This window comes from Dyadobacter sp. HNCC25DJ186 (genome assembly GCF_056895235.1).
Genome location: NZ_JBXHAS010000009.1, coordinates 19999 through 35183 on the forward strand (window position 1 = coordinate 19999; position 15185 = coordinate 35183).

The 15185-nt window shown below is 41.5% G+C and carries 15 protein-coding genes; 6 read left to right on the forward strand and 9 right to left on the reverse strand.

Going from position 1 to position 15185, the window contains the following annotated elements; genetic code table 11:
• Positions 1-264: 264 nt before the first annotated feature.
• A complete protein-coding gene (gene map / locus AC1XUO_RS22480) occupies positions 265-1026 on the forward strand; it encodes a type I methionyl aminopeptidase (protein ID WP_483332052.1) in 762 nt (253 codons plus the stop codon).
• A gap of 184 nt (positions 1027-1210) precedes the next feature.
• Here map and AC1XUO_RS22485 read toward each other — a convergent pair whose 3' ends face one another.
• The 3 genes from AC1XUO_RS22485 to AC1XUO_RS22495 all read right to left on the reverse strand — a co-directional run bounded on the left by AC1XUO_RS22485 (position 1211) and on the right by AC1XUO_RS22495 (position 2942).
• Entirely contained in the window at positions 1211-1495 is a 285-nt protein-coding gene (locus AC1XUO_RS22485) for an RES family NAD+ phosphorylase (protein ID WP_483332054.1), read from the reverse strand.
• 3 nt (positions 1496-1498) lie between these two features.
• Positions 1499-1963 carry a type II RES/Xre toxin-antitoxin system antitoxin gene (gene parS / locus AC1XUO_RS22490; protein ID WP_483332056.1) on the reverse strand — a complete coding sequence of 155 codons (465 nt, stop codon included), beginning with the start codon at positions 1961-1963 and terminating at the stop codon, positions 1499-1501.
• A gap of 67 nt (positions 1964-2030) precedes the next feature.
• Positions 2031-2942 carry a sugar phosphate isomerase/epimerase family protein gene (locus tag AC1XUO_RS22495; RefSeq protein WP_483332058.1) on the reverse strand — a complete coding sequence of 304 codons (912 nt, stop codon included), beginning with the start codon at positions 2940-2942 and terminating at the stop codon, positions 2031-2033.
• A 127-nt stretch (positions 2943-3069) separates the two neighbouring features.
• On the opposite strand from AC1XUO_RS22495, the gene AC1XUO_RS22500 reads away from it, so the two are divergent.
• The 5 genes from AC1XUO_RS22500 (at position 3070) to AC1XUO_RS22520 (ending at position 8286) form a co-directional block, all read left to right on the forward strand.
• Positions 3070-3564 carry a VOC family protein gene (locus tag AC1XUO_RS22500; protein WP_483332059.1) on the forward strand — a complete coding sequence of 165 codons (495 nt, stop codon included), beginning with the start codon at positions 3070-3072 and terminating at the stop codon, positions 3562-3564.
• A gap of 23 nt (positions 3565-3587) precedes the next feature.
• Positions 3588-4280, forward strand: coding sequence for a molybdopterin-dependent oxidoreductase (locus tag AC1XUO_RS22505; protein ID WP_483332061.1), 693 nt, complete (start codon positions 3588-3590; stop codon positions 4278-4280).
• A gap of 78 nt (positions 4281-4358) precedes the next feature.
• Complete coding sequence (locus tag AC1XUO_RS22510) at positions 4359-4661, forward strand: Rha family transcriptional regulator (protein ID WP_483332063.1); 303 nt, start codon at positions 4359-4361, stop codon at positions 4659-4661.
• 259 nt (positions 4662-4920) lie between these two features.
• Complete coding sequence (locus AC1XUO_RS22515; protein WP_483332065.1) at positions 4921-7533, forward strand: ATP-binding protein; 2613 nt, start codon at positions 4921-4923, stop codon at positions 7531-7533.
• Between the two features lie 57 nt (positions 7534-7590).
• Complete coding sequence (locus AC1XUO_RS22520) at positions 7591-8286, forward strand: aspartyl/asparaginyl beta-hydroxylase domain-containing protein (RefSeq protein WP_483332066.1); 696 nt, start codon at positions 7591-7593, stop codon at positions 8284-8286.
• On the opposite strand, the gene AC1XUO_RS22525 is transcribed toward AC1XUO_RS22520, so the two are convergent.
• The 6 genes from AC1XUO_RS22525 to ruvC form a co-directional block, all read right to left on the reverse strand.
• Complete coding sequence (locus tag AC1XUO_RS22525) at positions 8283-9239, reverse strand: hypothetical protein (RefSeq protein ID WP_483332068.1); 957 nt, start codon at positions 9237-9239, stop codon at positions 8283-8285. The genes AC1XUO_RS22520 and AC1XUO_RS22525 overlap by 4 nt on opposite strands.
• Positions 9240-9424: 185 nt before the next feature.
• The gene (locus AC1XUO_RS22530) at positions 9425-10999 is read right to left on the reverse strand and encodes a DHA2 family efflux MFS transporter permease subunit (RefSeq protein ID WP_483332070.1); all 1575 of its coding nucleotides are present in this window, start codon (positions 10997-10999) and stop codon (positions 9425-9427) included.
• Positions 11000-11073: 74 nt separating this feature from the next.
• Positions 11074-12183, reverse strand: coding sequence for an HlyD family secretion protein (locus tag AC1XUO_RS22535; protein ID WP_483332071.1), 1110 nt, complete (start codon positions 12181-12183; stop codon positions 11074-11076).
• A gap of 72 nt (positions 12184-12255) precedes the next feature.
• Entirely contained in the window at positions 12256-13590 is a 1335-nt protein-coding gene (locus tag AC1XUO_RS22540) for a TolC family protein (protein WP_483332073.1), read from the reverse strand.
• Positions 13574-14233: a TetR/AcrR family transcriptional regulator gene (locus AC1XUO_RS22545; protein ID WP_483332075.1), complete on the reverse strand. Its 660-nt coding sequence runs from the start codon at positions 14231-14233 to the stop codon at positions 13574-13576. Before AC1XUO_RS22545 ends, AC1XUO_RS22540 begins: the two co-directional genes overlap by 17 nt.
• 360 nt (positions 14234-14593) lie before the next feature.
• Entirely contained in the window at positions 14594-15181 is a 588-nt protein-coding gene (gene ruvC, locus AC1XUO_RS22550) for a crossover junction endodeoxyribonuclease RuvC (protein WP_483332077.1), read from the reverse strand.
• Positions 15182-15185: the final 4 nt, after the last annotated feature.

The following is a 15185-nucleotide window of genomic DNA, read 5'->3' on the forward strand; positions in this document are numbered from 1 at the left end:
ATAAAAAATTAGAAATTAAAAACAACTGTTAAATACTTGTAAACCAATATACTAGATACGTTTCAACAATTCCCCTCGACTCATTTTTTTTGGTTTCTATCTATATTAAAACACACAATTCCGGAACCTTCCACAGGTTACCGCTGGTTAATCAATATAAAGCCTGATCAGAATTTAGAAATTGCAGTGAACGGTATACCCTATCTGCCAGAAATATTTCGATTTTAAAACCTGTTCCGGTTATTGGATTAAAGAAATAAATTTATGTCAATTACATCTGCCGCAGAATTATCAGGAATGCAAAAAATAAGTGAAGCCGTCGCAATCACTTTAAAACAAATGCGGGACTTTGCGCGACCAGGCATGACGGCAAAAGAACTTGATGATTTTGGAGGAAAAATCCTGAACGAGATGGGGGCAAAATCGGCTCCGCGTTTAACTTATGGTTTTCCAGGATGGACGTGTATCAGTGTTAACCATGAAGTGGCACATGGGATTCCGTCTGAAACCAAAATATTTAAGGAGGGTGATCTGATTAACATTGACGTCTCGGCAGAACTTGACGGCTTCTGGGCAGATAATGGCGGCTCGTTTATTCTGGGTGAAGATATTCATAACCATAAAGCACTGGTTAATGCGTCCAAAGTGATTTTGCAAAAGGCAATCAGCCGGATTAAAGGTGGCGTAAAAATTTCCGAAATAGGCCGGTTCATTGAGATGGAGGCGAGGAAATCGGGTTTTAAAGTGATTAAAAATCTCGCTGGACATGGTGTTGGACGAAGCCTGCACGAAGATCCACACGAGATCCTGAATTGTTATGTTCATGACAACAAACAGCGGTTTAGAAAAAACTCGGTTGTGGCTATTGAAACCTTTATTTCAACGGCGTCCACTTATGCAGATCATGGAAAAGACGGATGGACTATGACTGGAAATAAGGGCGGTTTCGTCGCCCAGCACGAGCATACGATTATCGTAACGGATGGCAAGCCCGTTATTCTTACATCTGCGAATGAGATTTATTAAACGAAAATAAAGTATTAGAGTCGCCTGTCTTTTTTATATTGTTCAATTGATAGAATTTGAACAAGATCGTAATAACGCGGGAATAATGGATTAAGAACATAATTATATTCCTGGGGCTTCACCGCACTTCTGACTTTAAGGCCAATATATTTTCTTGTTTTGAAGCATTCATCGCCGAGCTGCTTTAAAACAAGATTTTCAGTAATTCGCCAATCATCCGGCATTCCCCGTCCGGCTTTTCATAAAATCTTGCAGCGTTCTCCACTTCGATCGTCATTGCAAAAAGGTTGGGCGGTAGTTCCGCTTCATCCACATGCACCAATAATTCAAGCATTGCCAGAGCTCGGCTTTCACTGGTATATAACGCGAAAACACCCTCACTAGTCCATCGACCTCCTTCATTTGCTGCACCTCTCCCGCTGAGATCCTGCGCCCTTTCTTTCCTTTTTGCGATTCGATATAAAATCATGTCTTATGAATAAACTCCATCCTCGATCCTTCCTAAGATCTGACTGACCAACTTAATACCGGTTGGAGTATTCAAAAGGTCAAAAGGTTTCTGTCCGTTTAAAGCTTTGTTTTCTTTGTGAAGCCACCTGTTTAGCCTATCCGTATCTTCAAAGACGGCCAAACCCTTTGCTACGGTATTAGCAATTTCCACGGAGAGGGAGGAAACCAGATTTCCAAAAACTTCGTCCTTCTTCTTTCTAGCGAGCGTTTTGTAGGACAGATTTAATAAAACCGCCATGTCTCTCATTGGAATGTTTAAAACATTGGCAAGGTTTTCATCTGAAGATTTTGGGATACCTAACGTTGCTGCGACCAAATAATCCAGGCCGGATACCGGTTTTTGTCCAATCGATTTTTCACCGCCCAGTATCAGCCAGGTCATTTCATTGACTGATATATTCCCACTAAGTTCTTTTAAATTATTCATAAGAGACATTTTACCTAAAAATAACGATAAAATGTCCACTTACCTACAATGGGTTTTAACAGAAACCTTATATCCCTTCCGTTACCTTCATCATTTTTGCCAATCCTGTTTTTGCAACAACAAGTGCGTCTTGTGCATAATAATCCTTATTAAACACTTCAAAAGAAAGAATAACCGGCATTTCGGGATTTTTCAGCGAAGTCAGCAATCCTTTTAACGGAGCAACACCGTCGCCGGGGTATATCCTGTCAGCATCTGTTATGGCGTCGCGGGGAGGCGTTTCGGGATAATCGTTTATGTGAAAAATTTCGATCAAAGGCTTTCCCACATCTTTGACACTATCCATTCCGGATCCACCTTTATGCAGATGGTAAACGTCCATTAAAACACGGGCAGAGGGATGGTCCGCCTCAACGGCCACGTATAATAATTCCCCTACACGGCTCAGGTTTTTTGAAAAACCCCACAATTCAAGATGAGGAACAACTTTCGTCTGTTCGCCTAATTCGAGGATCTTCCGGTAACGTTCAGCCATTCTGGGAAGCTCCAACGCCGTGCCGGTAGTGGCGCCCATCGGCGGTGCAGCTATTCTTGGACAACCAATTTGTGCCAGCTGATCCATTTCCAATTTCAATTGTTCCAGCGCCTTGGAACGTGCGTTTTCGTCATCAACAATCCAGGTTGCAAACCCAATAGCATCTTCCACTTTAAGCCCAAGATCATCGATGATACGTTTTGCTTCGTTCGTGGAATTTGTTTTTAAAAAATCCTGCAAAGTATTCACCCAGATTTCCACAGATTTAAATCCAGCTTTTGCTGCCACTTCCAGCTCTTTTCTAAAACCCAGCTTATGGCCACGCAAGGTGCTCATGTTCAGGGAATAGATAAAAGGTGCAGACTTCGTCTTGTTTATTTCCAAAGGCGTAACTGCTGCCGAGGAGACAGCCAGAATGGAGGTAAATGCTTCGCGGCGGTTCATCAATGAATTTTTATAAAATGATGGTATTTGAATAAAAGAAACAGCACTTCATTTTTTACCGGTTTTATTTCAAATTGGTTGTAAATTAGAGTTTCAATGAAGCTTTGTTATTTTAACATGACCACGTATGAATCCCACTGAATACATAGTCCCGGCAGAAACACGTATCGGACATGTTCATCTAAAAGTTTCGAATCTTGAAAAAGCGCTGGATTTTTACTGTGGCCTGCTGGGGTTTGAGTTGACGGCTCGTTACGGGGATCAGGCTGCATTTATTTCTGCTGGCGGCTACCATCATCACATCGGATTAAATACCTGGTATAGCAAAGGTTACCCACCGGCAAGCAGGGACGGGGTGGGTCTTTTCCATACGGCCATTTTATATCCAACCAGGAAAGATCTGGCCCGGATTTACAAACGGCTTATCGACTCACATTACCCGCTTAGCGGCGCAAGCGACCATGGGGTTTCTGAAGCTTTATATTTGAACGATCCGGATAACAATGGAATTGAATTATACTGGGATCGGCCAAGAGAACTATGGCCGGTCACGGAGGATGGTACTTTGGAAATGTATACCCGCATTTTGAATCTGAGCGGGCTGCTAAGTGAGTTAGATTAATATTTGTACTAAATTTAAAATTCATGGCTGAAGATAATAAGCTTGACAAAATTGTGGAGGCAAGGTTAAAACTTAAAGCACGATTTGAGGAAAAAATGCTGCAGACCCCATCTGTCTCGGACGAACAACCTATGGGAACCGGGCCAATCAACAGGCACGGTATGCCACAGCTGCCGATTGGACAAATAAAAACTACGAAATGGCCGGTACTGGATCTGGGTTTTAAACCAGATATTTCGTTTTTAAACTGGAAACTAACAATCAACGGGGAAGTTGAATCTCCTGTGGAGTTATCGTGGCAGGATTTCATGAACCTGCCGCAAACGAAAGATGTCAGTGATTTTCACTGTGTTACCACCTGGTCTCGCATGGACGTTCCTTGGGTTGGTGTGAGGCTCGCTGACCTTGCTGCCTTGGTATCTCCTAAATCGACAGCCACACATATTCTCTGCCACGGATATGATAAGTACACAACAAATATTTCCATTGAAGAAGCATTGAAAGATGATGTCTTGTTAGTCCATACTGCTGACAACAAGCCCCTGGAAAGAGATCACGGCGGGCCTGTGAGGATGATCACTCCACAACTTTACGCTTGGAAAGGTGCCAAATGGATTAACCGGATAGAATTTTTAAATAAAAATAAATTAGGTTTCTGGGAGCTTAGGGGCTATTCGGACACAGCTTATCCGTGGCGTAATGACCGTTACAGCTGATTTTGTGCAGCAAATGGAAACGATGGTATGTGCCTGGTATGATATTTGTTTTTATTACGTAAACAAATTCAGATAGGCATGTATTTCATCTCTTTCCACAATGGAAAACCAACCACCTCTTCTTCGGAAGTTGCTGATCAATTCGGCAAGTCTCATAATGATATTTTAAGATCAATCGAGACGCTTACCTGCACCACGGAGTTTAAAACGAGTAATTTTATACCGTCTCCAAGTTTATGGCCATCAGGGAAACCGGACCCAACGATTTTGATAACAAGAGAAGGCCTGGTTCTGTTAGTCATGAATCTAAAAAGTCCAGCTCCACTTTCTTTCAGGAAAAATGTGGTTGCCAAATTCGATGGCATGGTCTCTACCCTTTAATCTGTTTTTGAATCAATTTGAGTGAGATCTTAACAATCCTATCCTAGATGATTGTTAAGACGGAACTCCTATAAAACCGCGCATTTTCATCTGCTCCTGATTATAATTTAAGAGCTGAAAAAGTTTATAGACCCTCTTCGCTCGTTTGCAGTTTGTAATATTACATCTGCAAGATATTCTTTTCGTCTGTAAAATTATTTTTACTTTTCAGGTAACAACACTACATTTGAAGTAAGACTCAACGGGAACAATTTTCTGCATGCAAACTTCATTTAAGGACAAAGCACTCCGGTGGTCGTACATTAGTATTTTCATTGGGCTAATTTTAATCTTCGCTTCCCAATACTTTGCATACAAAAATGTACAAGACTTGTCTCTTCACAATCAGAGCGTTAGCGTAACCATCAGAATACTTAATCAAACTGCAAATTTTGGATTATCTACTAAAGATGCGCAGTCCAACATGAATGAGTATGTGATAACCGGTAACGAAATGTTGCTGGCCGATACTTATGCCACAAAAGTTAAACTTTTAAGCATGAGCGATACGTTATTTAACCTCGTCAAGGGTGACAAAGTACAAACGCTTCGCATAAGGGAGTTACTGGAAATTTCAGGAAAAATCGTGAAAAACACCCAGAACGTAATGAACGTTTATCGCGAACAAGGCAGAGAGAAAGCTTTTGAACTGATAAAACTGGGAGAAGGTATCCGACTCAACAAAATGTTGACCAGCAAAATTGCCGCTATTGAGAATTCGGAAAACAGCCATCTTAATCAACAGCGTGCACTCATACAAAAGACACAAAAGAAAACAACTTTATTTATTGCCGGAACCAGCATTTTTGGATTTTTTCTAACTGCTCTTGCTGTAATATCCCTGCTTTGGAATCAAAAAAAACAACAAAAGCTGGAACTGGAAATCAGGCAAAAAGAACAAATACTGGCTCAGTATATCGAAGCCATTCCGGATGGTGTGATGGTGTTGAATACCAATAAAGAAATTGTTTTGTTAAATCAATCCGGGCGGGAAATGCTTGGTTTGACAGGCAAACTTGAAACCCTTGCTGAACAAGTAAATAAATTGGTCCTTCTTGATCCATTAACTTATAATATCCGTTTCACTTCTGATACTTTGCCTGTAAGCCGTGCACTGGAAGGTGAAAAATCCGATGGAAATAAAATTGATCTGATCAAAAACAATGCGCTTGTTCATTTGGAAACCAGCGTGCGTCCGGTTCTGGGGTTAGACGGAGAGATAACAAATGCTATTTCTGTTTTTAGAGATATAACCGAACGGGCAAATTATGAGGCAACACTTGAAAAAGCCCGGTCTCTGGCGGAAAAGTCAGTTCTTGTAAAAGATATATTTCTTTCCAATGTAAGCCATGAAATCCGGACACCACTGAATGCTATTATCGGGTTCACGAGTCTTTTGGAAGAGCAGGTATTTGATAAAAAAAGTAAAGATTACGTGAGTTATATCAGGATGGCCAGCAGAAACCTGCTCGAACTGATCAACGATATTTTAGACTTTTCCAAGATTGAGGCAGGACAGGTTATTCTTGACAAAACAAACACTTCCATTTCGGAGCTTATCGAATCGGTATCAGTTATCATTAATCAGCGGGCGAATGAAAAAGGCATTCATTACGAAAGTCATCTGTCTCCTGACCTACCCGAAATGATCATAACGGACAAACTCCGGATATCCCAGATACTTTTAAATGTGTGTGGAAATGCTATTAAATTTACAGAAAAAGGTTCTGTAAAAATTCAGGCGATGCCCGTTTCGCCAATTGTAGATAATCTGCAAACCATTCGTTTTACCATAACCGATAGCGGAATTGGTATTCCGGAGGATAAGGTTGCTAAAATTTTCGAACGGTTTGTTCAGGCATCGGAAAGTACAACAAGGCTCTTCGGCGGTACCGGATTGGGACTTAGTATTGTTAAATCTCTTGTTCAAATCCTCGGCGGAACTATTAAAGTCGAGAGCCAGTTTGGTCAGGGAACAACTTTTATTCTGGATTTTCCGTTTGAGGTTGTGACGGACTATACTTTATCAGACAGTGAGGAAGCGTTCGGTAACGAGCATGCTCCCATTGGCAATATCCACGTTTTAGCGGCAGAAGATAACCTTTTGAACCAAAAGCTCCTCGAAGCCATTTTTGATCGACTTTCGATTGATCTCACGATTGTAAGCAATGGTCAGGAAGCAATTGAGGCTATTGAAAAAAATGCTTATGATCTTGTTTTGATGGATATTCAAATGCCGGTTATGGACGGCTATACCGCAATCAAAAAAATCCGGAGCTCCATCTCTCAGACACTACCGATTATCACAATGACTGCTCACGCGATGGTTGGAGAAAAGGAGGAATGTCTGAGCATTGGAGCGAACAGTTATATTTCAAAACCATTCCGGGAAAGTGAACTGTTGCATACTATTTCCAGCCTGACAGGAAGACAAAATACGAACTTTAATGAAACGAATTCAATTACCCAACACAATGAAGATTCTATGAGCACTAATATTGTAAACATTACGTATCTAAACGAAATTACCGGCGGCGATCCTGATCTTCAAAGAGAACTTATTTCACTTTTTGAAGATGAGCTGGAAGTCCAGTCCTCAATGATTCATCAGGCGGAAAGTTCGGGAGATAATGAAAAGTTGCGTCAGGTCGTGCATAAGTTCCGGTCGTCATTGTTTTCTGTTGGCTTGTTAGGAACAGCAGATAAGTACAAAAAGATAGAAGGTGAACTTAAAAATAACATTCGCCCGGTTGACCTGAAAGAGCAGTTGTCGGATTTGAAAAACGAAGCAGAACTTGGGTTGAGTGAGTTGAAGGCTATTGAAATAAGTTAAGGTGGCAATGTTTCTCTGTTAATTCAATCTTTGGTTGTTCAAAATAAATATCGGACTATGATACGTTTCTGCAAAATCGACTTAGCTGCTGACCTGCAAAATTTGTCCGGGGATCTTTTGAATCTTTCCGGCGAGCACTGGAATCCGCACTTGAATACCGCGCAGTATCAGGGCGACTGGAACATTTTATCATTCATTTCACCTGGCGGGAAAAATACTACCGTTCCCGATGCCTTACACGGCGAAGATTTCAAAGCCTCGCCATTGCTGGACTTTGTTCCGGGCATTAAATTGCTACTTGATAGTTTCAAATGTCCGTTGAGATCTGTCCGGCTTATGAGATTGAAGGCGGGCGCAAAAATTTTACGACATCGGGACGCTGAGCTTTCCTACGAACACGGGGAGGCTCGGCTTCATATTCCTTTGCAAACAAACGAACAAGTACAGTTCATCCTGGACGGGGAATTACTTCCAATGCGACTCGGCGAATGCTGGTACATCAATGCAAATCTTTACCATTCGGTAGAAAATAACGGCACGAACGACCGGATCCATCTGGTGATTGATTGTGAAGTCAATGACTGGCTATCGCAACTTTTTACAACGGCACCGATGATCAGTGAACGGCCGGAGATTTTAGATCCCAATCTGCAAAAGGCAATTATTGAATCACTTTATCTTCAAGGTTCAGATACTTCTGTTAAGATGGCGAAGAAAATGGAAGAAGATTTAGACAAGCAATTTCTTATTTAGCATTCCCTTTGGCTTGATTGCCGGATATTTTCAAGCGCTGTGAATTTCTCAAAAGCCTGCAACATATACGCAGGTATGGCATTGACCGGCATAGTTTCCGAGAATAACCGTCCATCGTCTTTCGAATGATACTGTGATCTGTTTTTGACAAGATCCATAAAATCGTCATTGTAAGCAACACCCGTAAACTTACCTATCGTCGCTACAATACCCTCAATGCCCTGATGATAACTCAGTATTTCACAGAGATTGTCGTTGTTTTTCATCACGATGAATGCTGAGAAATAATAATTTAAAACCTTCGCCAAATACTCGTCTCCACGCAGATCCGCAACAGACTCCGTGTCAAGATTAAATAGCCACGGCTCCAAAAGTACGGGAACAGCGTGCATGCCAGCGTTTTTTCGGTGCGATTGAAGCACCTCCATCGGATTACGATAAAGCATCAGAAATGGCACATCAGGCCAAAGTTCCCGAAACAGTCGCCAATAGTGTACCGACCAGCTATCAAGTTTTATATATAGTTTTTTCTGTTTACCATTTCTCCTTTGCCCATACAATTTCACCAAAGCCAGAAGAACTTCCTTTTTCTTTTCCAGCCCGAGAAGATTGCTCCGTAAAATGGCATCAAAGACAGGAACTTCGGACAACACAATATTTTCTTCCGAAAGGCTTAACGATTGCGACAAAAGTGTTGATCCGCATCGGGAGATATGAAAAATGAAGGAAGTGACCAGAACAGCATCAGCATATTCGGCAGCTTCAATCATGTTATCCAATGAGGATATACACTTAAAATTTGCCATTCCCGGATTTAGCGAAAGACATCGGGATATGGTTTCATCAAAAAAAGGTGCTGAGTAAGTAACGTCTCCCGTATTTAGCCAATGTATCTCAATTTGATCATTATTAACTTTAAACCGGTAAGGAATGTGATTTTTAAGATTGATCATAACGCTTCGTCGCAAAAGAGTTTACGCATATTTAGGAATTATTTTAGCCGGAGTAGAATAAAATCCAGCGAAAGATACTGAGGAATTACTCTCTTCACGAACCTGTTAATAAAAAAGAAGCTTCCCTTCAGAACCGGGGAAGCTTCTTTAAACTACTACTATACCAAATTAACAAACACTTATTATTAATGAACCGATGACGGATCGATTTTGGTTTTTCCGCTCCTTGTCATTAGCACAAAAGGAACACAGAATAAAAATAAACAACCTAAAAACAGGAAAACGTCCATATAAGAAAGCACAGTCGCCTGTTTGTAAATACTATATTCAAGCGTTTGATAACCACTCTTCAAAGCAACATCAGGGCTCATACCTTTTGCCATAAAATTTCTTTGCAACCCTTCAACCCGTTGTTGAACCACAGGATTGTTAACATCAAGACGACTTACCAGATCACTTCTGTGCTGCATGTTTTGTCTGGCAATATAGGTGGTGATAACCGCCACACCGAATGATCCTCCCAGCTGACGCATCATGCCTGTGAAAGCTGCCCCCTCGCCTATTTCTCTACCCTTCAATGTTGATAAAGCCAGCGTTGAAATCGGTACGAACAAAAATCCGAGCCCTGCACCTCTTACAATTAGCATCCAGAAAAATGCATCAGAACCGGTATCAGGCGTCAGGATAAAATAACCCCAGATGCTGTAAATAAAGAAAACCACCATGCCGCCGGCAACCAGATATTGCTGCTTTACGCCTCGTTGAATCAGCTGTCCGACAATGGGCATACAGAATGCTGTTACCAACGCAGCCGGCACCATCAGCATACCGGACTGGGTCGCAGTCCAGCCCAACGTCGCTTGTGTGTAAAGCGGGATCACGAAAGTTGATCCATAAAGTCCAAAACCCAATACAAAGGAAAGAATAGTACCGATCAACAGATTGCTGTTTTTCAAAACCCGAAGGGCAACGATTGGGTTCTTATAAGTTAACTCGCGCCAGATAAAAAAGAAAAATCCGAGCACCGCAGTGACTGTGCAAATAATAATAATTTCGTCGTTGAACCAGTCATCTTCCTGACCTTTTTCTAAAACATATTGTAAAGAACCAACAGCAAGAGCCAGCAGTACTATACCCCACCAGTCAATTTCACTGGCTGATTTTTTCTCAGAATATTTAGGGCTGCGAATAAATTGCATTGTCAAAAGCGCTGCAATTGCTCCAAGTGGAAGATTGATGTAAAATATGTAGGGCCAGCTAAAATTATCTACGATATAGCCACCCAGCGGCGGGCCCAGCGTTGGTCCAACAATGACACCCAAACCGTAAATTGCCTGCGCCATACCACGTTTTTCAGGCGGATAACTTTCAGTGATCAACGTTTGCGCAGTTACCAAAAGTGCTCCGCCACCAAAACCCTGAATCAGACGGAAAAATACGAGTTCCCAGATGTTATCTGAATTTCCACAACAAAACGAGGCTACGGTAAAAATGATGATGGAGGCTGCGAAATAATTACGACGGCCAAATTGTTGTGAAAGCCAGCTCGTCATGGGCACAATGATCACGTTACCAATGGCGTAGGCTGTGATAACCCAGCTCACTTCGGAAAGCGTTCCTCCCAAATTCCCCCGCATATCGTTCAGTGCCACGTTCACGATCGTCGTATCGACAATCTCCAGAAGCGCACACATAACGGCTGTGATTGTAATGATTACCCTTCGAAAGCCATATTCTACCAGGGATGGTTGTAATTCCATATGCTACTTTTTTAATTGATGTTAAGACCTGGATGCGTTTGTTATACCAATCGCATCTCTGAAATACTTACATCTTAATCAAGCTCAACATCAACAAAGACATTCATTCCCGGACGGAGACGTTGAATAAATTCGTCTTTTACTTCTTTAAATTCAATGCGGACCGGAAGGCGCTGAACTACTTTCACAAAGTTTCCACTTGCATTATCAGGAGGCAAAAGTGCGAAACGAGCACCTGTTGCCGGTGAAAACGAAGCTACTTTGGCTTCAAAAACGTGATCCGGATAGGCATCAATGTGAACCTTAACTTCCTGTCCAAGTTTCATTTTTGTAAGCTGCGTTTCCTTAAAGTTGGCAACAACCCAAGGTTGGCTGTTGGCAATTATGCTGAAAAGAGACTGTCCGGCTTGCAGATACTGACCCAATTGTGCGTTCACTTTTGAAACATGCCCATCCGTTGGCGCTGTGATAATGGTATAAGATAAATTCAATTTTGCGTTATCAATATCTGCCTGACGTGCTTTGATTGTTGCGTTAACTACGCTGGTCTGACGTGAAGTTGCAGCCGTTTGAGAAGTTGCCGCTTTTGCCTGACGCTGTGCCGCATTTTTCTGCGAGATCAATACCTGAAGCTGACGTTCGGCAGTCTGTTTTGTAGCTAATGCCTGCTCATATTCCTGCTGTGTAATTGAATGATCTTTGATCAGGTTTTCATATCTGGCGAAATCCTGGTTTGCTCTCCAAACGCTCACTTTTGCCTGCTCAATTTGCGCTTCTGCGACCTCAACGTTAGCAATATACGTGCTACCGCTGGCAACGGAAGCATTGGTGGTTGCGTTGGCTACGACAAGATTTCCCTGTGAAGCATAGAGGTTTGCCTGTGCCTGTTCCAGTTTAATGATCTGATCGCGGTTATCAAGTACAATCAGCGTATCGCCTTTATGAACCATCTGATTATCTTTTACTTTAATTTCTGTGATATATCCTGAAATCCGGGGAATCACCGGGCTGATGTTGGCATCGATCTGCGCATCGTCTGTTTCTTCGTGGTGCAGGCCGTGATTATATTTTGTATAACCCCAGGTTCCTCCTACAATGACAAGAACCGCAAGGATGATAACGAATGTGTAACTTTTCTTTTTAGGTGCCTCAATTTCAGCGCCGGTGTTTTGATTGGTTTCCATAATCTTTGGAATAAAAAAATGTTAAAATGTGCGGACAAGCGATACTTTTTCGCCGCTGTTTTGAAAATTTAGTTAGTTAATGACGCCGGCAGTTTGTTCCAGCTTTTTGTAGGCGATGATCGCATCGGCTTTTGCAGCAGCGTAGTTTATCTTAGACTGAACCTGCGCAACGTCTGCATCCAAAAGTTCAGTGGTTGTAACCAGGCTGTTATCGTATTTATTCTTCGTTATTCTGTAATTTTCACCGGCCTGCTCAACTGCTTTTTCATAAACCTCGATCTTCTTCTTGCTCAGCACATAATTGTAGTAAGCAGTGTTAACTTCCAGGTGTATACGGTCAAGTAAAATCTCTTCATTTGTTTTCATCTGGTAAAGTCTTGTTTTAGCCTCGTCAATTTTGGCTCCTGTTTTCCACAGGGAGGCAAGGTTATAACTTACACCAATACCTGCATTAAATGCATTTGGAACGGTTATGAAACCGGGAATACTCAAAGCGACATAACCACCTGTCAATGCTACACTTGGATAAAAATCTGCTTTTGCAACACGAATATCAGATCCGGCGGCCTTCTGACGAATTGCAATCGCAGCCATATCCTTACGATGTGTTAGTGCTGTTTGCTCCCAATCCATAGCATTTCCAGCTTCTTTCAAAATTTCAAAACTGCTGGAATCGGCCATAAGTGAAGTACCTTCCGGTAAACCCAAAAGCAGGTTCATGTTGATGGTGGTAATTTTTAAATCGTTTTCCGCTTCCATCAAAGCAAGCTGCACGTTGGATTCCTGCAAAGTAGCTTTTAACAAATCGTTCCGGGCGATGATACCGTTTTTTTCGCGGTTTGTAAATTCTGTAACACGCTCATGCTCACGGACAAGATTTTCAGCAACCAGATCCACTGACCTTTTTGCTTTATATAAATTTCCGTATGCCATAATTGCATTCTGAATTATTGCCTGACGATCACCCTCTGCATCAAGTCTTGAAGCTTCCTGTAAAAACCTGGCAGACTCCAGACTGTATTTATAACGAAAACCTGAAAATAGCGGAACAGATGCGCTTGCCATTCCATACATAACCTGGTTTACGTGAAGTGAGCTCATACCCGAAGAATCGCCAGTTCCTGCACTGCCTGTTTTTAAATTAATATTCGGCGTATTTAATCTCAGATAAGATGCTGAAACCCCAAAACTTGGCAACTGATTATCTTTAATTTGTCGAATATTATATCCGGCCATGTCAACATTAGACTGGCTCAATTTCAATTGTTTGCTGTTTTTGAGACTAAGCTCGACGGCTTCTTCCAGCGTGATCTGCCGTGGTGTTTGTGCGAATGAATGAGAAGATGCGGCTATCATTAACATTGTGATCACTGCAAAAGCCATTCTTTTACTACTCGATGGTTTCATATGCTACTGTTGCTTTGAAGATACTCTTTAAGTGTTTGCTCAATTTAAGTTTCAGGTCCTTTTCAAATTCTTCCTGAGTAAGAAGTTCCAGTTTATTTATCTTTTTAAAAAAGGCCTGTGTAGTAATTACCTGATTAATTGTCCCGTACAGCGTTGCAGAAAGTAGGGAGACATTGATGTCTTCCCGAAAATGTCCTTTATTTTGTCCTTCTTTTATGATTGTATCAAGCCCCTCCCAGTTTTTAAATTTCAAGTTAAAAATGAGATCTGATATTACCTGTGTCCGATCTTCTTCCGAAAGCTGCTCACGCAACATAATGTTGTGAAAGCACTGATTGCCAAGTAACCTGTCGATTGCGCCATCAATCAGGATAAAAACTTTCTGAATTGGAGATAAATCGTCATTGGATATAATTGTTTCCAAGCGGGTTGTCGATTCTACACTTTTCACTTCGAAAAGCGCTTCAATCAATTTTTCTTTTGAACCGAAATAATATGAAATCATCGAAACGTTAATATCCGCCGCATGTGCAATATCCCGTATGGATGTCCCTGAAAAACCTTTTCCTGCAAAAAGCCTCTCTGCCACATGGATGATCTGTAATTGTTTTGCGTTATATTCCATCTTATTGACTATCAGCATGTTTGTACGTTCTATTGAAATACTGGCTGAATGGTGAGACAAATGTAACAGAAGGAAAATAATAAATCAAACGTTTGTTTGATTTTACTAAACAAACGTTTGATTTATTCAAGCAGTCATGGGAATAATACCATTAAAATTATTTTAATGTTGTTTTTATATAAGAAATGTAGGCTATGATCGCATTGATAAATCTGCTTGCCACCGGAAAAATAGCGCTCGCAACAAGCAAATCATCAGACTTCAATGATGAAGTTTAGCGAACTTGTGATGTTAATGCTGGTACAAATGAAAAGAGCCGAAAAAAGTCTCAGTACAGTTTAATCTTTCAGAAATATGGTTTGATCAATTACATATTTATTACTTGACCCGATTGGGATTTTCCGTTACAAAAGCACCCCAGCCACCCTTTTTCGATTTTTTAGCACCTGATGTTGAAGCGATGGCGGCGGGAGAATTTGCATGATAGTGATGACAAATGGCGATTGCAATTCCATCTGTGGCATCCATAAATTCTTTACTAAGCTCCATTTTCAATATTTTTTCAAGCATATAGGCAACCTGCTCTTTGGAAGCCGCACCACTTCCGGTCACGGATTGTTTTACTTTTTTGGGAGAATACTCAACGATTGGAATGTCACGCGCCAGCGCAGCTGCCATCGCAACGCCTTGCGCCCGACCCAGTTTCAGCATCGACTGCGGGTTTTTTCCATAAAATGGATCTTCAATCGCCATCTCGTCGGGCAGGTAATCATCGATGAGCTGTGAGATCCGTTCAAAGATTTTCTTCAACTTCAACTCATGCGTAGTATATTTGCTGAGATGAATCACACCATACTGAATCAAAGTAATGTGCTGTCCCTTGACAGATATCACGCCATAACCCATCACTTGTGTGCCGGGATCCACTCCTATAATCACCTTTTCGGTAGCGTCAGCTTGCTGCATTTTA